Origin of the sequence: Salinarimonas sp., assembly GCF_046292825.1 — a bacterium.
Lineage (GTDB): Bacteria > Pseudomonadota > Alphaproteobacteria > Rhizobiales > Beijerinckiaceae > Salinarimonas.
This window is the reverse complement of sequence record NZ_JBKBQG010000002.1, coordinates 128,225-147,700: the sequence shown is the minus strand read 5'-3', so window position 1 is coordinate 147,700 and position 19,476 is coordinate 128,225. Positions and strand designations below refer to the sequence as shown.

Sequence of the window (19,476 nt, the reverse complement as noted above, 5' to 3'; positions counted from 1 at the left end):
CTCACGCCGCGCGCAGGGCCTCCTCGGCGCGGCCGGCGAGCACGCCGGAGGGATCGGCGAGGACCCTGACGCCGGCGCTCGTGCGCGCGAACCAGGCGATCTCGCCATCGACGACGGAGCCGCAGCCGAACCGCACCGCGATGCGCGCGCCGCCGGGCAGCGCGGCGGTGCCGTCCGCGAAGGCGATGCGCAGGCCGGCGCGGGCGAGATCGAGGAGACGGGCGTCGAAGCGCCGCCCACCGGCCTCGATCACCACCGGATCGTCGGCGGGGACGCGCAGGTCGGCGCGGCGCTCCTCGACGTCTCCGGCGACGCCCGAGACGAAGGCCTCCACCGCCCGCGCCATCTCGGCGGCGACGCTCTCGACGCGGTCGGAGACGGAGCGCACCCGGTCGGCCTCCCCGCGGGTGTCTTCGATGGCGGTCCCCACCACGCCGAGCGCGGAGGCGAGCTGCGTCGAGCCCTGCGCCGCGCGGGCGATGGCGCCCGCGATCTCGCGCGTCGAGCGGTCCTGGATCTCGACCGAGCCCGCGAGGGAGCGCGCGACGCGGGAGATATCGCCGATCGAGCCGACGATGCCGTCGATGGCGCGGACCGCGTCGCCGGTGAGCCCCTGGATCGACTGGATCTGCCCGGCGATCTCCTCGGTCGCCTTCGCGGTCTGGCTCGCGAGCGTCTTCACCTCGGCCGCGACCACGGCGAAGCCGCGGCCGGCCTCGCCCGCGCGCGCCGCCTCGATCGTGGCGTTGAGGGCGAGGAGATTGGTCTGTTCGGCGATGTCGCGGATGAGCGCGACGACGGTGCCGATCGCCTCCGCGCCGCGCGACAGATCGGCGACGGTGGCGTTGGCCTGGCGCGAGCGCGCCTCCGCCTCGGCGATCCGGTCCGTGGCCTCGCGCGCCTCGCGGGCGATGTCCTCGATCGAGCCGGCGAGCGCGGCGGCCGCGCCCCCGACCGCCTGGACGTTGCCGTCGGCGTCCGCGGCGGCGCTGCCGGCGGCGCGGGCCTGAACGGCGGCGGCGCTGCTGACGCGGGTGAGCTGGGCGGAGGTCTCGCCCATCGCGCGGGTCTCGGCGGCGAGCGTCGCCTCGACATGGGCGGCGGTGGACCGGAAGCGGCGCACCAGCTCCTCGACGCGGTGCTGGCGGGCGATCTCCTTGGCGCGGTCTTCGTTCGCCTGCGCCTCGAGCCGCGCGCGGGCGAGGGCGTTGTCGCGGAAGACCGCGAGCGCGCGGGCCATGTCGCCGACTTCGTCGCGGCCCTCGAGCGGAGCGAGGTCGACCTGCGTCTCCCCGTCGGCGAGCGCCGTCATCGCCTGCGTCGCGCGTCGGATCCGCCCGGCGACGCGCACTTGGAAATAGCGCACGGCGGCGCCGGTGAGCGCGAGCGCGAGGAGCGCGAGGACGACGATGCCGGCGACCCGCCGCCCGGCCGAATCGCGCAGATCGCGGGCGAGCGCGATGTTGGCCGCGCCCGCGGCCACGACCACGTCGACCGCCGCCGCGAGCGCCTCGGAGGAGCGGGCGAAATAGGTCTCGAAATCGATCGGAAAGGCGGCGCTCTCGGCCGCGGCGTAGAGATCCCGCCGCAGGGCCGCGTATTCTTCGAAATAGAGCCGATCGAGGCGCGCGATCGCGGCCGCGACCGCCGGGTCGAGCTGCGTGCGCGCGGCGAGGCTGCGGGTGAGCTCGAAGGCCTGCAGGACGCGCCCGTGCGCCTCGAGCATCTCGGGGATCGCCGCGCGCGCGACGGGCTCGCCGAGCGCCGTCGCGATGGCGAAATAGGTCCGCTCGCGCCCGCCGAACTCGCGCACGATCCAGGCGCGCTGCATCACGAGGTCGTGGGCCGCGACGGCGGGGGGCGTGTCGTAGGCGGCGGGGCGGACGAGATCGCCGAGACCCACGAGCGCGCCGATCGTCTCCTTCATCGCGTCGATGACGGCGCCGTCCACGAGCCGACGCTCGGCGGCGGGAACGCGCAAGTCGGGATCGAAGGCGACGCGGATCTCGGCGAGGCGGTCGCGATAGCGCCGCAACCCGTCGACGAGCGCCGCCTCGCCGGGCACGTCGGATGCGGCGAGATGCCGGTCGAGATCGGAGAACAGCGCGTCCGAGCGCCGCCGCTGCTCGTCGAGCAGCGATCGGAACCGGTCCGGGAAGGGTCCGGGCAGCGCCAGGCCGACCTGCGAGAGCGAGCGCTCGAGCGAGATCTCGATCGCCGCCTTGTTCAGATAGGACAAAGCGGCGACCGCGTTTCCGGTGGCTACGGCGCTCGAGAGGCGGCGCAGCTCGGTCGCGACCGTGAGGCCCGCGGCGACGAGAACGGCGAGGCCGACCGCGCCCGTGAAAAGAAAGCTCGTTCGACGGATCGACAGCATGGGGCATCCGGCCCTGGCGGCGCATGATCGCGCCGACGCCGTCTTAGAGCATTCCGGTTGAGGAATGGCTAATCACACCACCGCAGGCGCCGCCGCTCTCCTTCCCCGACCGGCGCGTCGCAAGGACGACGATGCGCCCCGTCAATGCATCATCAGGATCGGCACCGTCATCGAGGCGAGGATGCCGCGCGTGGCGCCGCCCAGGATGAATTCGCGCAGGCGCGAATGGCCGTAGCCTCCCATCACCAGGTAATCGGCGCCGATGTCGGCCGCGTGCGAGAGGAGCGTGTCGGTGACGTCGCCGACATTGGGAAGGCGCCGGCCGCGCGTGCGCACGCCATGCGCCTCGAGATGACGGGCGAGCGTCTCGGGCTCGGCCGAGCGCGGGCGGCTCCTGTCGTCGACGGTGACGACCTCGACATGGTTCGTGCGCTTGAGGAAGGGCAGCGCGGCGGCCACCGCGCGGGCGGCGGTCGCGCTCTCGTCCCAGGCGACGAGGGCGTTGTCGAAGGCGAGCGCGCGCTTCTGGATGAAGGGCACGACGAGGAGCGGACGGCCCGAGCCGAACAGGATCGCCTCGAGGAGCTGGGTGTCGCCCTCGCGCGCCTCGCGGTCGGGCTGCTCGACGATCGCGAGGTCGCAATAGCGGGCGCGGCGGGCGAGTTCGTGGGCGCAGGCGTCGAGGCTGCCCGAGATCACCTCGGTGCGCGGGTCGATGCCCTTCTCGCGCGCGAGCCCGGCGATGCCCTCGACGCGGTCGCGGGCGGCGGCGCGCACGCTCTCGCGGGCATTGTCGAGGATCTCGACCGGCATCTCGGGCACGACGTAGCTCGGCGCGGCGAGATCGAGCGCGGGGCCGACGACGCGCAGGCCCGCCCGGAAGCTGTCGGCGAGGGACGCGGCGAAGGGGCCCACCGCCTCGGACCGGGCCGTCGGCACGACGAGAATGTCCTTGTACATGTTCGTTTCCCTCTGCGTCTTCGCCCGCTTCGCGCAGGCTTTGGCGCCGATGATCGGCGCCTTCGCGAGGGGCGTCATTGACCTTCCGCAAAGGCCGGCCGTTCACCCCGAGAAGCCGGCGCGGACGAGCGTCTGGGCGATGGTGCCGTAGGTCTCCCGCGGGATCGGCTGGGCGACCTTGCCCTTCTCCCGCAGGGCGGCGAAGAGCCCCTCGTCTTCGGCGACCGCGACGCCCTTCTCGCGGGCCTGGGCGAGGACGCGCGCGGCGGCGTCGCCGGCCGCCTTGGCGGCGACGATCGGCACGCCGGATTCCTCGGGCTTGTAGGTGATGCCGACCGCGCCGTCGGCGCCGACGATCCAGAGATTGGCGTTGTTGGGCCCCACCAGCCCCGCCATCTGCGCCACGCGCTTGCGCTCGGCCTGGCGCTCGCCGCGCACGTGCGGATCGCCGAAATTCTCCTTCATCTCGCGCTTCACTTCCGTGAGCGTCATCCGGTTGTCGCGGGTGAACATCCAGCGGGCGATGATCACGTCGATCGCCGCGAAGACGATCAGGAGGAAGCAGCCGACGAGGAGGATGCGCAGGAGCGCCGCCCCGCCCACCGCGCTCACGCAATCGAGCCCGCAGGTCGGCGACCAGAGCGCGTCGTTGACGTAGCCGCGCACGATCACGACGATGCAGGCGGAAAAGACGGCGATCTTGACGGTCGCCTGGAGGAGCGTGACGAAGCTGCGCAGCTTGAAGATGTTCTTCAAGCCCTCGACCGGGTTGAACTTGGCGAAGTTCGGCGTCAGCGCCTTCAAGCTGAACAGGAAGCCGCCGGTGTCGAGCATCGTTCCCACGATCGCGGCGAAGATCGCGATCGCCATCGGCGGCACCACGAGCACCAGCACCGTGTAGGACAGGATCCCGAGGGTCGCGCCGAGCCGGTCGGCGAAGGGGAGCGGATCGAAGACGGGCAAGTCCGTGAACAGCCGCGCGAAGGAATCGTAATAGAGGTCCCCCATCGCGATCACGTAGCCGAGCACCGCGAGCAGCGTGATCGCGTCGACGAGCTCCTGGCTGCGCGGCACCTGGCCCTGCTCGCGCAATTGGCGCAGGCGCTGCGGCGACGGATCGAAGGTCGCCTCCTCGGCGTCGTCCTTACCGGCCATGGCGTTCGATCCGCGTCAGCGTCTCGGCGAAGGCGAGGAGCTCGCGCCAGTCCGAGACGACGTATTGCTGCAGGAAGATCGCGTAGAGCGGCACCATCGCGAGCACGGCGAGCGCCTTGAGGATCGCGGCGAATTCCATGGTCTGGATCTGCTTGGCGATGCGCGAGGAGAAGACGAGCGCGAGGTCGATCACGAGCACCCACCCCCCCACCTTGTCCCCGCCCGCCCCATCCCCTAATACCCCTCCCCATGACCGACGCCCCTGCCCCCCTCACCCCCGACGATCTCCTCGCCCTTCTCGCGCGCCATGGCGTCGCGCAGCGTACCGTCGTGCACGAGGCGGTGTTCACGGTGGCGCAGTCGAGTGCGGTGGAGCGGGATCTGCCGGGGGGGCATGTCAAGAACCTGTTCCTCAAGGACAAGAAGGGCGCCTTCTTTCTCGTCACCGCGCACGCGCATGCGCGCATCGATCTGAAGCGGCTGCATCTCGCGATCGGGGCGTCGGGGCGGGTGTCGTTCGGGTCGGCGGAGCAACTGCGGGCGCTGCTCGGGGTCGAGCCGGGCTCGGTCACGCCCTATGCCGTCGTCAACGACCGCGAGCGGCGGGTGCGCTTCTTCATCGACCGCACGCTCCTCGCCTATGACGTCCTCAACGCGCACCCGCTCGTCAACACGATGACGACGGCCGTGTCGCGCGAGGATCTCCTGCGCTTCCTCGACGCGATCGGCCATCCGCCGCAGCCGATCGACCTGCCCGTCCCCGAGGACGACGCATCCACGGGGCACGAAGCGGCGGGCGCGGAAAAACCCTCTGGCGCGCCCGCCACCGCCACCCCATCTTGAGCGCGCGCGACGACCCGTAGGAGCTCGACGAAACGATGCTGACGAACGGCATGAACGGAGGGGCCGCCCAGGGCGCGGACCTCGTCAAGGACACGACCACGGCGACGTTCCGGCAGGACGTCATCGCCGAGAGCATGAAGCAGGCGGTGCTCGTCGATTTCTGGGCGCCCTGGTGCGGCCCCTGCAAGCAGCTCGCCCCCGTGCTCGAGAAGGTGGTCCGCGAGGCCAAGGGCAAGGTCAAGCTCGTCAAGATGAACATCGACGAGCACCCCACGATCGCCGGCCAGCTCGGCGTCCAGTCGATCCCGGCCGTCGTCGCCTTCGTGCAGGGCCAGCCGGTCGACGCCTTCATGGGCGCCGTGCCCGAGAGCCAGATCAAGGCCTTCGTCGACAAGCTGTCGGGCGCCGCCGGGCCCTCGCCGGTCGAGAAGGCGCTGACCCAGGCGGCCGAGCGCGCCGCCGCGGGCGATCTCCAGGGCGCGGCCCAGCTCTATGCGGCGGTGCTCCAGCACGAGCCCGAGAACGTCGCCGCGATCGGCGGCATGGCGAAGCTCTACGTGGACGCCGGCGATCTCGACCGCGCCCGCGACATGCTCGCGCTCGCGCCCCCCGAGAAGGCGAACGATCCCGCGCTCGCGCCCGCGCGCACCGCGATCGACCTCGCCGAGCAGGCGGCCTCGCTCGGCGACGTCGCCGACCTCGAGCGGCGCGTCGCGGCGAATGCGGACGACCACGAGGCCCGTTTCGACCTCGCGCTCGCGCTCAACGCGCGCAACCGCCGTGTGGAAGCCGCCGAGGCGCTGGTTGAAATCGTCCGCCGCGACCGTAGTTGGAACGAGGACGGGGCGCGCAAGCAGCTCCTTCAGTTCTTCGAGGCGTGGGGCCCGAAGGACGAGGCGACCATGGTCGGGCGCCGCAGGCTCTCCTCGGTGCTGTTCCGCTGAGGGTGCCGCGCGGTCCCGACGGCCCGACGGGCGAGGAGTGAGGCGGCGATGGCGACGAACGCGAGCTACAAGGGCCCGCAGGACTGCCCGGAGACGATCCCGATCTTCCCCCTGCCCGGCGCGCTGCTCCTGCCGCGCGGGCAGATGCCGCTCAACATCTTCGAGCCGCGCTACGTCGCGATGATCGACGACGCCCTGCGCACGGACCGGCTGATCGGCATGATCCAGCCCGACGCCGACGGCGCGGGCGAGCCGGGTCCCTCGCGGCTCTACGGGGTGGGCTGCGCGGGGCGCATCACGCAGCTCGCCGAGACGGGGGACGGCCGCTATCTCCTCACGCTGTCGGGCATCGCCCGCTTCCGCGTCGCCGAGGAGCTCGCGACCGTGACGCCCTATCGGAAGGTGCGCGCGGACTTCACCCCCTTCGTGGCCGATTTCCAGGCCCGCGCCGGGGAGGAGGCGGTCGACCGCAAGGGCGTGCTCGCGGCTCTGCGCCAATTCGTGCAGGCGATGGAGATCGAGGTCGATTGGCGCGGCGTCGAGCAGGCGCCGAACGAGGCGCTCGTCAACGCCCTGTGCATGATGACGCCCTTCGGCGTGCGCGAGAAGCAGGCGCTGCTCGAGGCGCCCGATCTCAAGAGCCGCGCCGAGGCGCTGATCGCGCTCACCGAGATCGAGGTCGCGCGCAACGCCAACGACGACACCGAGCCCACGCTGCAATGAGGCCGACATGACCGACGAGATCCCCGCCGCCGCCGATGCGCCGATCCCCGAGGCCGCGCCGGGCGGCATCGATCCGAAATTGCTCGAGATCCTGGTCTGTCCCCTGACCAAGGGGCCGCTCGAATACGACCGCGCGCGTCAGGAACTCGTCTCGCGAAGCGCCAAGCTCGCCTATCCGATCCGCGATGGCATCCCGATCATGCTGCCGGAGGAGGCGCGCGCGCTCACCGAATGAGAGCCGCCCGCCTGACGCCCGTTTCCGACCCGCAAGACCCGCGCCTCGCGCCCTATCGCGCGGTGCGCGAGCGCGACCTCGTCGGGCGCGAGGGGCGCTTCGTGGTGGAGGGGGAGGTCGTCCTGCGGCTCGCCCTCGCGCGCGGGCGTTTCGCGCTCGAATCCGTGCTCCTCGTGCCGGCCCGCGCCGCCGCGCTCGCCGATGCGCTGGCGCGCCTTCCCGAGGACGTGCCGGTCTATTGCGCCGAGCCGTCCGTGATGGCGGCCGTCGCGGGCTTTCCGATCCATCGCGGCGTCCTCGCGATCGGCCTGCGCGGGGAGGAGCCCGATGCCGACGCGCTCCTCGCGTCGCTGCCGGAAGAGGCGCTCGTCGTCGCGCTCGTCGGGCTCGCCAATCACGACAATGTCGGCGGCATCTTCCGCAACGCCGCCGCCTTCGGCGCGGACGCCGTCCTCCTCGACGCCGAGACCTGCGATCCGCTCTATCGCAAGGCGATCCGCGTCTCGGTCGGCGCGGCGCTGACGGTGCCCTTCGCCCGTGCCGGGGGCGCCACGGCCCTCGTCGACGCGCTCGAGCGCGCTGGGATCGTGCCGCTCGCGCTGTCGCCGCGCGGCCGGGAAGGCCTGGGGGCGCTCGGCGCCGACCCGCCGCGGCGCGCGGCGCTCGTGCTCGGCGCGGAGGGGCCGGGCCTGCCGGACGCGGTCTTGGCGCGCACGCGAACCGTCTCGATCGCGATGGCGGGGGATTTCGACAGTCTGAACGTCGCGGTCGCGAGCGGGATCGCGCTCCACGCGCTCGCGGGTCCCCGCCTCAGAGTTTGAAAACCTTTCGTTGCGGTGTCATCCCGGACGCCGAAGGCGATCCGGGACCCATATCCACGACCTCTCGGTCGCAGCCTGTAGGCTGCGTTTCGCCGACCTCGCTCGGTCGCGCAGCGAGCGCGGCATGCGCGCTCGTACCATCGTCGCGGATATGGGTCCCGGGTCCGCTTCGCGGCCCGGGATGACAGCCTGCGAAAGATTCACGGGCTCTCAGGCGAGGGTGAGGACGAGGAAGCCCACGAGGAGGGCGAGGCAGGCGAGCAGAGGTGCGGCGAGCGACGCGCGCAGGTCGGCCTTGTAGCCGGTGGTCGACACTGCCGTCCGCACGAACCGTCCGCTCATCGCGCTCATCCCCGTCCGGGCCTTCGACTCGGCCCCGCTTCGTTGGTGAGACCAGAAGACGCCAAGGGGGCTGAACGGGGGGTAAAGGCGATCCGTCGCTTTCGAGACAAGGTGAACGGGACGTTGCGCGGCGCCTCGGGCGGGCTCAGGCCGAGGGGATGCGGGCGAGGGCGGCTTCGACCTCGGCTCGAACGCCCTCCGACAAGGGCAGGACGGGCCGGGGCGGCTCCAGACGGGCGAGGCCGAGGAGATCGGCCATCGCGTACATCACACGAAAGCCGCCATGCGCGCGGAACAGGCCGAAGAGCGGCGCGAAGGCCTCGGCGAGCCGCGCCGTCGTCTCGCGATCCCCGGCGCGCGCCGCCCGCGTCAGCGCGAGGGCGGGGCCCGGCAGCAGGCCGCCCACGACGCTGTACCAGGCGTCGGCGCCCGCCAGAAGCGCCGTAGCCGCACCGAAATCGCCGCTGTACCCGATCGCGAAGCCGTCGGGCAGCGCCGCGCGCAGGGTCGCGAGCTCGGCTTCGACGCCCCCGTCGACGGGAAACGGCATCTTCGCCGCCACCACGTTCGGCAAGTCGGCGAGGCGCGCGAGGAGCGCGGGGGAGAAGGTGAATTTCGTCGTCGTCGGGTTGTTGTAGACGCACAGCGGCAGGTCGGCCGCCTGCGCCACGGCCTCGAAATGGCGGAAGACCTCCTCGTCGGTCAGGGGCGCGTAGGACATCGGCGCGAGGAGGAGGCCGTCGGCCCCTGCCGCCTTCGCGTCGCGCGCGAGCGCCTGCGCCTCGTCGGTGCGCAGCGCGCCCGCCCCCACGACGATCGGGATCGTCCCGCCCACGCAGGCGACGGCGACGCGCACGGCGTGCTCGCGCTCGGCTCTCGTGAGATAGGCGTAGCCGCCCGTGCTGCCGAGGAGGCCGATCGAATCGGCACCGGCATCGCGGATGCGCGTGAGGAAGACGCGCATGAGGTCGGGCATCAGCCGCCCGTCCGCGTCGGTCGGCGTCAGCGGGAAGGCCGAGAGGCCTTCGAACAGTGTCGTCTCGGGCATGACCACGCTCCCCGGGCCGCCGAACGCGCCGCCGAACGCGCGCGTCCCCCCGCGCCAGACCTACAGCGCGGGGGGACGCGGCGCAACGGGACGTGTCGCTCAGGCCGCGAGCGCGTCGATCGATTTGGGCGCCGTGAGGAAGCGCACGCCGCAATCGCCGCCGTCGACGCGCACCACCTCGACATCGACGGTCTCGCCGCTCGACAGCGCGATCTTCAGCCGCTCGCCGACGCGCGCGCCGGGGAAGGCGGCGAGGCGGGCGCCGGTCGCGCTGATGTCCATCAGCGTCGTCGATTGCCGCTTGCCCGTGCCGAAGATCATCACGGCCTCCTGGGTCGGCAGGCGCTGGCCGCCGCGGCGGTCCTCGACGTCGGCGGCGACGCCCTGGAGGAAGCTGTCGACGGCCTGCGACAGCTCCTGGGCCACCGCGGTGAGCTTGTCGGAGACGCCGAGCACGGTGCGCGCCTGGCCCGCCGTCTCGTCGATGGCGCCGGCCACCGTCTCGACGTTCTGGGTGGCGTCGATGCTGCCGCGCGAGGCGACCGCGATCGAGTGCGAGATCTCCTTCGTCGCCCCGTCCTGCTCGTCGACCGCCGTCGCGATCGCCTGCATGAAGGTCTCGATCTCGTGGACGGCGTTGCCGATCTCGCGGATCGCGTCGACGCTCTCGCGGGTCGAGCCCTGGACGGCGGTGATCTGCTCGGCGATCTCGGCGGTCGCCTTCGCGGTCTGGCTCGCGAGCGTCTTCACCTCGGAGGCGACGACGGCGAAGCCCTTGCCCGCCTCGCCGGCGCGCGCGGCCTCGATGGTGGCGTTGAGCGCGAGCAGGTTCGTCTGCTCGGCGATCGAGCGGATCATGTCGACGACGGCGCCGATGCGCTCGGCCGCCTCCGACAGGCTGCCGACCTTCTCGTTCGTGCGGTTGGCGACGCTCGTCGCCCGCTCGACGACGCCGGAGGCCCGGCTCGCCTGGGCGGCGATCTCGCGGATCGAGGCGGAGAGCTGCTCGGCCGCGCTCGCGACCGACTGCACCTCGCTCGCCGCGGTGGTCGAGGCCTCGCGCGCCGCGCTCGCCTGGCCGGCCGCGGTGCCGGCGACGCTCGTCAGCGAGCCCGCGGTCTCGCGCATCGCGCGGGTGCCGTCGTTCACGCTCGCGAGGGTGCGCGAGATGATCTCGCGGAAGCGGGCGATGAGGCCCTCGAGCTGCGCCTGGCGCTGGCGCTCGCGGTCGCGCTCGCGCTGCGCGTCGCGCTCGAGACGGGCGCGCTCGACCGCATTGTCGCGGAAGACGGCGACGGTCTTCGCCATCTCGCCGATCTCGTCCGTGCGCTCGGCACCGACGATCTCGACCTTGTGCTGGCCCGCCGCGAGCGCCTGCATCACGGAGACGAGGCTGCGGACCGGGCGGATGATCGAGCGCCCCACGAGGCTCGCCGCGCCGATCGCGAGCGCGATCGCGACGAGGAGCGCGATCATGGCCAGCGTCTGGAAGCCGCTCGCGCTCTGCGCCACCTGCGCGCCGATGCCGCGGTTCTGCGCCTCCTGGTAGTCGATGAAGCGGTTGATGGCGGCGAGCCAATCGTCGAACAGGCCGCTCACCTCGCCGAGCAGGATGCGCTGCGCCCCGGCGCCGTCGCCCGCGCGCTGGAGCGCGACGATCCGGTCGACGAGCGGGTTCGTGCGGGCCTGGACGGCCGCGATGTCGACGAGGATGCGGCGGGGCTCGTCGGCGAGGCCGACCTCGGCCGCGAGCGCGTCCATCAGCCGCTCGTTCTCGGCATAGGCGTCGGCGAGGCGCTCGATGAGCCGCACCTGCGCCTCGCGCGCGGCGGCGTCCTCGACGAGCACGACGTCGCGGATGGCGATGGCGCGATCGTGCACGCTGCCGCGGAAATTGATCGCGTAGCGCTGCAGGACGCTGTTCACCTCGTTGATCTGCCGCAGGTTGCGGTCGAGCTTGTTGACCTCGGCGACCGACACGAAGGTCAGCGCGCCCATCAGGAGAAGCATGAAACCGAAGCCGGCCGCCAGACGCGTGGCGATGCCGTTGCGAACCTTGACCATATCCTCAGCCCCGAACTGTGCCGGGTTGCGGGCGCCCGGCTGAATTGCGCAACATAGGTTAGGGCCAGGCGTCTTAAATTTGAGTTGATTTACCTAACGTAAGCGCAATGCAGGAAATTTTTCTCCCTCGATCTCCTCGCGCAGCATCTCCAGCGCCAGCCAGCGCTCCTCGCTCTCGGCGAGTTTCGACTGGGCGTTGGCCATGAGATTGGTCAGCTTCTCGAACCGGGCGGGGTCGCGGGTGTAGAGGTCCGGATCGTCGAGCGCGGCCTGGATCTTGGCGATGTCGCGCTCGAGCGCGGCGATGAAGCCGGGCAGGGTCTCGAGCGCGTGCTTCTCGGAGGCCGAGAGCCGGCGCTTGCGCTCGCCGCCGCGCCCCTCGACTCGCGGCGCCTTCTCGGCGGGGCGGGCGGGCTCGGGAGAGACGGTCCGCGGGCCGATCCCGTGGCCGCGCTGCGCGACCATGTCCGAATATCCCCCTGCGTAAGCGACGAAGCGCCCCTCGCCCTCGGCGACGAGGGTCTGCGTCACCGTGCGGTCGAGGAAGTCGCGGTCGTGGCTGATGAGGAGGATGGTGCCGTCGTAATCGGCGAGGAGCTCCTGCAGGAGGTCGAGCGTCTCGAGGTCGAGATCGTTCGTCGGCTCGTCGAGGACGAGGAGGTTCGAGGGCTTGGCGAGCGCGCGCGCGAGCATGAGGCGCCCGCGCTCGCCGCCCGAAAGGGTCGAGACGGGGGTGCGCATCTGCTCGGGCGCGAACAGGAAGTCCTTCATGTAGGAGACGACGTGGCGCTTCTCCGTGCCGACGGTGACCGTGTCGCCGCGCCCGCCGGTGAGCGCCTCGGCGAGCGTCCAGGTCGGGTCGAGGCTCTCGCGGCGCTGGTCGAGGGTCACCATCTGCAGGTTCGCGCCCAGCGTGACCTGTCCCGCATCGGGCGCGGCCTGTCCGGTGAGGAGCGCGATCAGCGTCGTCTTGCCCGCGCCGTTGGGGCCGACGATCCCGATGCGGTCGCCGCGCGCGACGCGCATCGAGAAATCCTTCACGATCGGGCGCTCGTCGTAGCTCTTCGAGACGCCTTTCGCCTCGATCACGACCTTGCCCGAGGTCTCGCCCTCGGCGGCCGCCATGCGGACGTCGCCGACGCGCTTGCGCTCTTCCTTGAGTTCCTTGCGCATGTCGTGCAGGAGGCCGAGGCGGCGGACGTTGCGCTTGCGGCGCGCGGTGACGCCGTAGCGCAGCCAGTCCTCCTCGGCCGCGATCTTGCGCTGGAGCTTGTGGCGCTCGCGCTCCTCCTCCTCGAAGACGGTATCGCGCCAGGCCTCGAAGGCGGAGAAGCCCTCCTCGAGCCGCCGCGTCTGCCCGCGATCGAGCCAGACGGTCGCCCGCGAGAGCGCCTCGAGGAAGCGGCGGTCGTGGCTGATGAGGACGATCGCCGCGCGCGCGGCCTTCAGCTCCGTCTCCAGCCATTCGATCGCGGGCAGATCGAGATGGTTCGTCGGCTCGTCGAGGAGGAGGATGTCGGGGGAGGGGGCGAGCGTGCGGGCAAGCGCCGCGCGCCGCGATTCGCCGCCCGAGAGACGATCCGTGCGCTCCTCGCCGGTGAGCCCGAGCTCCTCGACGAGATAGCGCGCGCGATAGGGGTCGTCGCCGGGCGCGAGCCCCGCCTCGACATAGGAGAGGACGGTGTCGTGGCCGGAGAAGTCGGGCTCCTGGGGCAGGTAGCGGATCGTGGCGCCGGGCTGCACGAAGCGCACGCCCGCATCGGGCTCGACGAGCCCGGCGGCGATCTTCAGGAGCGTCGACTTGCCCGAGCCGTTGCGCCCGACGAGCGCCACCCGCTCGCCCGGCGCGACGGCGAGCTCGGCGCGCTCGAGCAGCGGCGTCCCGCCGAAGGTGAGGGCGACGTTCTGGAGATGGAGGAGCGGAGGAAGTGCCATAGGCGCTTCCTACAGGGTTCCGCGACGGGCCGGAAGGGGCCCCTCAGGCCGCGCTCGTGACGAGGCGCGAGGCGCGCAACTCGCCATGCGCCTCGAGGATCGGGTGAGCGACGGAGGTGAGGTGGGCGGTGATGCGCTTGAGGTCGCGCAGGACGTCGAGGTGGAGCGCGCTCGTCTCGATCGAGGCGACGCGGCCGCGGCGCAGCCGCTCGAGATGGTTCTCGGTCGCGACCCGCTCCGCGTCTCGGAACCGATCCTTCTCGGCGACGAGGGCGCGCGCCATTTCGAGGTCGCGGGTGACGAAGACGCCGACCGACAGCCGCATCTGCTCGACCACGCGCTGGTGGAGCGCGGTCAGCTCCGCCCAGCCCTCGTCGGAAAAGGCGAGCCCGTTGCGGGCCTTGCGTGCGGCGAGCCGCAGGAGGCCCTTGTCGATGATGTCTCCGGCATGTTCGAGATTGGTGGTGAACAGGATCAGGTCGAAGCAGCGCCGGCTGTCCTCCTCGTCGAGCGGGGTGCGGGTGAGCTTCGTGAGGTAGAGCTTGATCTCCTCCTGGAGCCGGTCGACCTCGTCGTCGAGCCGCGCGATCTCCTCGCGACGGCGCTCGTTGCCGGGCTCGAAGGTGCGGATCGATTCCTGGAGCATCAGCTCGACCGTGTCGGCGAGGCGCATCACCTCGCGCGTCGCGCAGCCGAGCGCGACGGAGGGCCGCGCGAGCGCCTCCTCGTCGAGATGGCGCACGCGGGCGATCCCGGTCTCGGCCGGCTCGGGCTCGGGCAGCAGCCGCTCGAGCAGCGGCGCGACGAGCCCCGTCAGCGGCAGGAAGACGAGGGCGAGGAGGAGGTTGAAGCCGGTATGGGCGTTGGCGAGCGCGCGACCCGGATCGGCGCCGAGGAGGTCGAGCGGCAGGGTCAGGAGCCCGAGCGCGGCGAGGCAGCCGGCGGCGCCGATCACCCGGAACGCCATGTTGCCGACGAGGAGCCGGCGCGCCGTGCCCCGCGAGCGGAAGGCGAGGCCCACGGGAATGAGCGCGGAGCCCACGTTCGCGCCGAGCACGTAGGCGATCGCGAAGGGCATCGGCACGACGCCGCCCGCGGCGAGCGCGATCATCAGGAGCACCGCCGCGAGGCTCGAATGGGCGAGCCAGGCGATCGCGACGCCGAAGACGAAGGCGAGCCCGAGATCGTGCTGGACCGCGGCGAGCACGGTCACGAGCGTGGGCGATTCCCGCAGGGGCTCGGTCGCGGCGACGATCATGCCGAGCGCGAGGATCATCAGCGCGATGCCGATGACGATCCGCCCCACCTGCCGCCAGATCGCCGACGACGCGAGCGTGAAGAGCGGCACGCCGGCGATCAGCAGGAGCGAGACGAGGAAGGTCGGGCGGAAGGAGAGGATCTGCACCGCGATCGTCGAGCCGATATCGGCGCCGAGCATCAGGGCGAGCGCCGCCGCGAGCCCGATCAGCCCGCGCTCGGCGAAGGACACCGTCAGGAGCGCGGTCGCGGAGGAGGATTGCATCGCCGTCGCGACGCCGAGCCCCGTCGCGAAGGCGCGGGGCGCGCTCGCGGTGGCTCGCCCGATCGCCCCGCGCAGCCGGTCCCCGAACGCGCGCTCGACCCCGGTGCGCACCATGCGCGTCGCCCAGATCAGGAGGGCGATGCCGGCGAGGAGATCGATGAGGACGGTGTGTGCGGCCATTCTTGTTCTTCCCGTTTCGCGAGCGGCGCGTTTCGCGCGCAAGCGAACAGGATAGCGAAGATGGCGGTTCCGGGCAAAGTGGGGGGCGGGAGCGGAGATACGCAAGCGCGCGGGATGACGTTCGCGGCAATGGAGGGCGCGATCCCTGGACAGCGCCGCCCTCATCCTTCTCCCGAACGCTCGCAAATGCTTCACGCGACTGTCATCGAGCCAGTCGCGCCGAAAGGGTGAGTGCTCCAACGGTGTCATCCCCGGCCGGAGGTCGCTTGCGACCGGAGGGGAAGGGGACCCAGCATGAGAATCGCTTGCGGAGCAAGCGCTTGTGGCGGCGACGAGCCGCCTGGTCGGCGGCGCGAGAGCGTGCTCCGCACGCATCTTGCTGTGCTGGGTCCCCTTCCCCTGCGCACGCTATGCGTGCTCCGGCCGGGGATGACACGGTTGGGCGGCTGTCATCCCGGACGCCGAAGGCGATCCGGGACCCATAACCTCCACGTTTCGGTCGCAGCCTACAGGCTGCGTTTCGCCGACGAGAGCCGCGGATCGGTCGCGGAGCGAACGTGGCATGCGCGCTCGAACGATCGTGGAGCGTCTGGGTCCCGGGTTCGCTTCGCGGCCCGGGATGACCCTTAGCTTGTGGAGCGCCCTCCGCCCTCAGCCCGCGCGGACGGGCTCGGTCGGGTAGGCGAGCTGCTCGCGGGCGCGCCACTCGTTCGTGACGTAATTCACGATCAGCGACTTGCGCACGCCGGGGATCGGGCGCCGCTCGAAGCCGTGCCAGGTGTTGGAGGAGGGCACGAAGACGAGGGCGTGGTTGGGCACGAAAGGCGCGCGGCCGTAATGCTCGGTCGCCGAGGCGTAGATGTCGGTGCCGAGGTCGTGCTGGCCCGGCTCGTCGGAGACGTAATAGAGGAAGGTGAGGCTCTTCACGCCGAGATCGGTGTGCGGCTCGAGCCAGAACCCGTCCGTGTCGGCGGCGTACTCGATCCGCAGATAGGTGCCGTCGAGATCCGTCTCGAAGGCGCGGGCGAGGGCGCCCACGGTGCGCGGATCCTGGAGCGTGCGGGCGAGCAAGTCGCAGACGGGGAAGCGCGCCCGATTGTCGGCATCGAAATAGGTGCGCGTCGCGTTGTGCAGCTCGCGCTTGCCCGACACGTCCCCGACCTTCTGCGCGGCGAAGGGCAGAGCGCGCACGGCGGCGGGGATCTCCTCGGGGAAGACGCTCTCGAGCAGCCAATGACGATAGGGCTCTTCGTGGCGCCGCATGGTCGAGAGCGCGTGGTCGAGCGCCGCGCGGCACTCGGCCGTGCCCGGAATGTCGAGGATCGTCATGCTTGTTCCCCCAAGGTCGCGCGCCGCGCCCGCCGTGTTCGGCATCGCGCTGCGCGTCGTCGTCAATCGTCGAGCTTGTCGACGGGCCCACGCTCTCTGTCAAGCTCGCCTTGCCGCAGAACCACCCGGTCGCGCCCCCGCCACGTCTCGACGCGGCTGCCGGCGGGCACCTGCTCCCAGGGCGAGGTGGTCCGGTCGGGCCAGATCACCCGGATCTCCGCCTGCGCCGCGTCGCCGATGCCGAAATGCAGCGGCCCCGCCTGGCCGCCGACATGGCCACCGCCCACCGTCAGCTCCTGGACCTGAACGCGCCCGCCCGCGCGCACCTCGACGAAGGCGCCGACCGCGAAGCCGTTCGGCCCGTCCTGGCGCGGGGTGACGGCGACGAAGCCGCCGACGTCGGGCGTCGCGTTGCGCCAGATCTCGAGCGGGGCGCGGCGGTTGACGACGATCAGGTCGAGCCGCCCATCGCCGTCGAGATCGACGAGGGCGGCGCCGCGCGCGCGGGCATGCGAGACGATCCCCGCCTCGACCGCCCGCTCGACGAAGGTCCCGTCCGCCTGCTGCATCAACAGGTTGTTGGGATCGGCCATGGCGTTCGAGGGCATCTGGTCGACATTGCCCTTGGCGATGAAGAGATCCGCGCGGCCGTCATTGTCGATGTCGGCGAATTCGGCGTGCCAGCCGGTCGAGGGGCGCCCGTCGTCGCCGACGAAGGGACGGTGGGCGTAGGTGCCGAGCGTGAAGGGCGCGTCGACATAGCCCTCCTTCGTGTTGAATTGCAGGAGCTGGTCGCCCATCGAGGTGAGCATCACGTCGGGCAGCCCGTTGCCGTCGATGTCGCGGCTCGCGATGCCCATCCCCCAGAGCGAGACGCGGCGCCAGCCGTCGCCGTCGCCCCGCGGGGCGAGGAGCGGCGACAGGCGCCACATTTCCTCGTAGCCGCCGCGGACGTAGTAATGCCGGTCGTTCGAGATCCGCAGCTCCGGCTCGCCGATGCGCCGCCAATCCGAGATCAGCATCGAGAGCGCGCAGAAGCCCGGCGCGATCGGCTCGGGCGCGCCGTAGCGGCGGCCGACGGGGCGGTGCAGCTCGTTCTCGTCGCAGGCCTCGAAGGGGCCGTTCGGGTCTCCCCGGTCGACGTAATTGCCGATCGCCAGCGTGGGGAGGAGGTTGCCCGGCTCCCAGGTCGCGGTGAAGGCCGTCGACCAGCGATCCCCGGCCGAGAAGCCCCACGCGTCGGTGGCGTCCTCGAAGGTGCAGCCGCCGCGCCCGCGCAGGATGAGGTTCTGCCCGACCCGCAGCACGACGAGATCGAGGAGGCCGTCGCCGTCGATGTCGAGCGGATAGGCGCCGGTCACGCCCCGCAGCAGCGCCGCGTCGATCCCGGAGAGGTCGCCGAGCGCGAAGGCGAGCGGGGCGTCGGGGCCGGCGCTCTCGTTCACGAAGAGCCGCGCCGGGCTCGCCCCGCCCGCGACGAAGAGGTCCGGCAGGCCGTTGCCCGAGCAATCGAGCGCGGCGACCCCGCCGCCGACGAAATGCTCCCAGCCGCCGTCGTAGACGTGCTCGACCGGCAGGCTCGCGCGCGCGTCCTCGAAGACGGGATGGGCGAGGGCGGGGCTCGCGGCGAGCGCGAGGAGGAGGGCGGTCGCGGCTCTCATGCGGGCGGCTCTCATGCGGCGGCGTCGCGGGCGGGGGCGAGGCGCGCTTCCGTCACCGCGCCGAGTGCGAGGGCGGCCGCCCCGTGCGCCCAGAGGAGATCGCCCCAGGCATGCACCTCGATCGGCGGCAGGGTCCCGTGGGCGTTGATCATCAGGCTCTCCATCTCCGCGAGCGTATCGGACGCGTAGAGGTAATCGTAGCGCATCCGCTCGCCCGAGAGGATGATCAGAGCGGGGTCGAACAGATTGACGACGTTGGCGAGGCCGACCGCGAGATAGCGCCCGGCGCGGCGGAAGATCGAGCGCGCGGCGCCGTTGCCCGCCTTGGCGTGGTCGAACAGGCTCTCGAGGAGCACGCTCGTCGAGCGGCCCTCCTTGTGGGTCCAGTTCAGCGCCGTCGTCGCCTCGCGGGCGAGCGCGTAATCGGCGATGTAGGCCTCGAGGCAGCCGCGCTGCCCGCAGCGGCAGAGCGCGCCGTCGAGCTGCACCTTCATGTGGCCGAGCTCGGTCGCGAGCCCGTGCGCGCCGCGATAGAGCCGGTGGCCGAGAACGAGGCCCATGCCGACGCCGTGCTCGATGGTGACGACGGCGAAATCCGCGATCCTGCGCCCGGCGCCGAACCACAATTCGGCGAGCGCGACGAGATTGGCGTCGTTGTCGACGTGGACGGGCAGCCGCAGCCGCGCCTGCGCGGCGGCCCCCAGCGGCACGTCGCGGGTGCGCAGGAAGGGCGACCACAGGACGCGCCCGCTCGCATGGTCGACGAAGCCCGGCACCCCGAGGCCGACCGCGCAGAGCCGCGCGCGCGCGAGCCCCGCCTCGCCGCAGACGCGGTCGACGAGCGCCTCCGCGTAAGCGAGCACCGCGTCGAGATCGTGCTCGCCCGGCTCGTGCGGGATCGCCGCGGAGGCGAGGAGACGCCCCGCGAAATCGACCGCCACCGCCGTGTGCTCGCGATCGGAGAGCTTGATGCCGACGACGAAGGCCGCGTCGCGCCGCACGCCAAGCGCCACCGGCGGGCGCCCGCGGCTCGTGTCGCCGTCGCGCGGGACCGCGACCTCCTCGATGAGGCGCGCCTCGATCAGCTCGGAGGTGATGGCGCTGACCGTCGCGGGGCTCACGCCGAGCTCCTTGGCGATCTGGATGCGCGGCAGGGTGCCCGCGGCGCGGATGCGCTCGAAGACCTGGAGGCGCACGGGGCGCAGGCCCTCCGCGATCGGCGGGATCAGCGGACCCACTCCCTGCCGCTCGTCGTCGAGCGCGATGGCGCCCCCCGCACCCGCCATTTCGTGCACCTCTCGAACGAAAGTCGATGTTCTTCGACGACCCGGCCTGTG

The 19,476-nt window shown here is 71.9% G+C and carries 17 protein-coding genes; 5 read left to right on the top strand and 12 right to left on the bottom strand.

The genetic code is table 11. The features are described 5' to 3' along the window. Position 1 precedes the first annotated feature (1 nt). The 4 genes from ACK4UM_RS02450 to ACK4UM_RS02435 form a co-directional block, all read right to left on the bottom strand. Positions 2-2,377: a methyl-accepting chemotaxis protein gene (locus ACK4UM_RS02450; RefSeq protein WP_409795104.1), complete on the bottom strand. Its 2,376-nt coding sequence runs from the start codon at positions 2,375-2,377 to the stop codon at positions 2-4. Positions 2,378-2,518: 141 nt separating this feature from the next. Further along, positions 2,519-3,337, bottom strand: coding sequence for a universal stress protein (locus ACK4UM_RS02445; protein ID WP_409795101.1), 819 nt, complete (start codon positions 3,335-3,337; stop codon positions 2,519-2,521). Between the two features lie 102 nt (positions 3,338-3,439). Further along, positions 3,440-4,492, bottom strand: coding sequence for an EscU/YscU/HrcU family type III secretion system export apparatus switch protein (locus ACK4UM_RS02440; RefSeq protein WP_409795098.1), 1,053 nt, complete (start codon positions 4,490-4,492; stop codon positions 3,440-3,442). Next, positions 4,482-4,691 (bottom strand): hypothetical protein, encoded by a 210-nt coding sequence (locus ACK4UM_RS02435; RefSeq protein WP_409795096.1) that lies wholly within the window; start codon positions 4,689-4,691, stop codon positions 4,482-4,484. The genes ACK4UM_RS02440 and ACK4UM_RS02435 overlap by 11 nt, the downstream gene beginning before the upstream one ends. A gap of 50 nt (positions 4,692-4,741) precedes the next feature. Between ACK4UM_RS02435 and ACK4UM_RS02430 the strand changes: the two genes are divergently transcribed. Genes ACK4UM_RS02430 through ACK4UM_RS02410 form a run of 5 tightly spaced genes read left to right on the top strand, consistent with a single transcriptional unit; the run spans position 4,742 to position 8,058 of the window. Continuing rightward, complete coding sequence (locus tag ACK4UM_RS02430; protein ID WP_409795093.1) at positions 4,742-5,335, top strand: prolyl-tRNA synthetase associated domain-containing protein; 594 nt, start codon at positions 4,742-4,744, stop codon at positions 5,333-5,335. A 35-nt stretch (positions 5,336-5,370) separates the two neighbouring features. Continuing rightward, entirely contained in the window at positions 5,371-6,279 is a 909-nt protein-coding gene (gene trxA / locus ACK4UM_RS02425; protein WP_409795091.1) for a thioredoxin, read from the top strand. A 48-nt stretch (positions 6,280-6,327) separates the two neighbouring features. Next, on the top strand, positions 6,328-7,002 hold the full coding sequence (locus ACK4UM_RS02420; RefSeq protein WP_409795088.1) for an LON peptidase substrate-binding domain-containing protein: 675 nt from the start codon (positions 6,328-6,330) through the stop codon (positions 7,000-7,002). Between the two features lie 7 nt (positions 7,003-7,009). Further along, positions 7,010-7,237 (top strand): Trm112 family protein, encoded by a 228-nt coding sequence (locus tag ACK4UM_RS02415; protein ID WP_409795086.1) that lies wholly within the window; start codon positions 7,010-7,012, stop codon positions 7,235-7,237. Next, on the top strand, positions 7,234-8,058 hold the full coding sequence (locus ACK4UM_RS02410; protein WP_409795084.1) for a TrmH family RNA methyltransferase: 825 nt from the start codon (positions 7,234-7,236) through the stop codon (positions 8,056-8,058). The genes ACK4UM_RS02415 and ACK4UM_RS02410 overlap by 4 nt, the downstream gene beginning before the upstream one ends. A 210-nt stretch (positions 8,059-8,268) precedes the next feature. On the opposite strand, the gene ACK4UM_RS02405 is transcribed toward ACK4UM_RS02410, so the two are convergent. From ACK4UM_RS02405 to ACK4UM_RS02370, 8 genes are all read right to left on the bottom strand, one after another. Next, entirely contained in the window at positions 8,269-8,400 is a 132-nt protein-coding gene (locus tag ACK4UM_RS02405) for a hypothetical protein (protein WP_409795081.1), read from the bottom strand. Positions 8,401-8,545: 145 nt separating this feature from the next. Continuing rightward, a complete protein-coding gene (locus ACK4UM_RS02400) occupies positions 8,546-9,448 on the bottom strand; it encodes a dihydrodipicolinate synthase family protein (protein ID WP_409795078.1) in 903 nt (300 codons plus the stop codon). A gap of 99 nt (positions 9,449-9,547) precedes the next feature. Beyond that, positions 9,548-11,512, bottom strand: a complete 1,965-nt coding sequence (locus tag ACK4UM_RS02395; RefSeq protein WP_409795075.1) for a methyl-accepting chemotaxis protein — start codon at positions 11,510-11,512, stop codon at positions 9,548-9,550. A 93-nt stretch (positions 11,513-11,605) separates the two neighbouring features. Beyond that, positions 11,606-13,447: an ABC-F family ATP-binding cassette domain-containing protein gene (locus tag ACK4UM_RS02390; protein ID WP_409795072.1), complete on the bottom strand. Its 1,842-nt coding sequence runs from the start codon at positions 13,445-13,447 to the stop codon at positions 11,606-11,608. Positions 13,448-13,490: 43 nt separating this feature from the next. Continuing rightward, complete coding sequence (locus ACK4UM_RS02385; protein WP_409795069.1) at positions 13,491-15,149, bottom strand: Na/Pi cotransporter family protein; 1,659 nt, start codon at positions 15,147-15,149, stop codon at positions 13,491-13,493. A 651-nt stretch (positions 15,150-15,800) separates the two neighbouring features. Then, a complete protein-coding gene (locus ACK4UM_RS02380) occupies positions 15,801-16,478 on the bottom strand; it encodes a 2OG-Fe(II) oxygenase (protein ID WP_409795067.1) in 678 nt (225 codons plus the stop codon). Between the two features lie 62 nt (positions 16,479-16,540). Beyond that, positions 16,541-18,139 (bottom strand): CRTAC1 family protein, encoded by a 1,599-nt coding sequence (locus ACK4UM_RS02375; RefSeq protein WP_409795064.1) that lies wholly within the window; start codon positions 18,137-18,139, stop codon positions 16,541-16,543. An 11-nt stretch (positions 18,140-18,150) separates the two neighbouring features. After that, positions 18,151-19,425 carry an ROK family protein gene (locus ACK4UM_RS02370; RefSeq protein WP_409795061.1) on the bottom strand — a complete coding sequence of 425 codons (1,275 nt, stop codon included), beginning with the start codon at positions 19,423-19,425 and terminating at the stop codon, positions 18,151-18,153. Between the last annotated feature and the right edge of the window lie 51 nt (positions 19,426-19,476).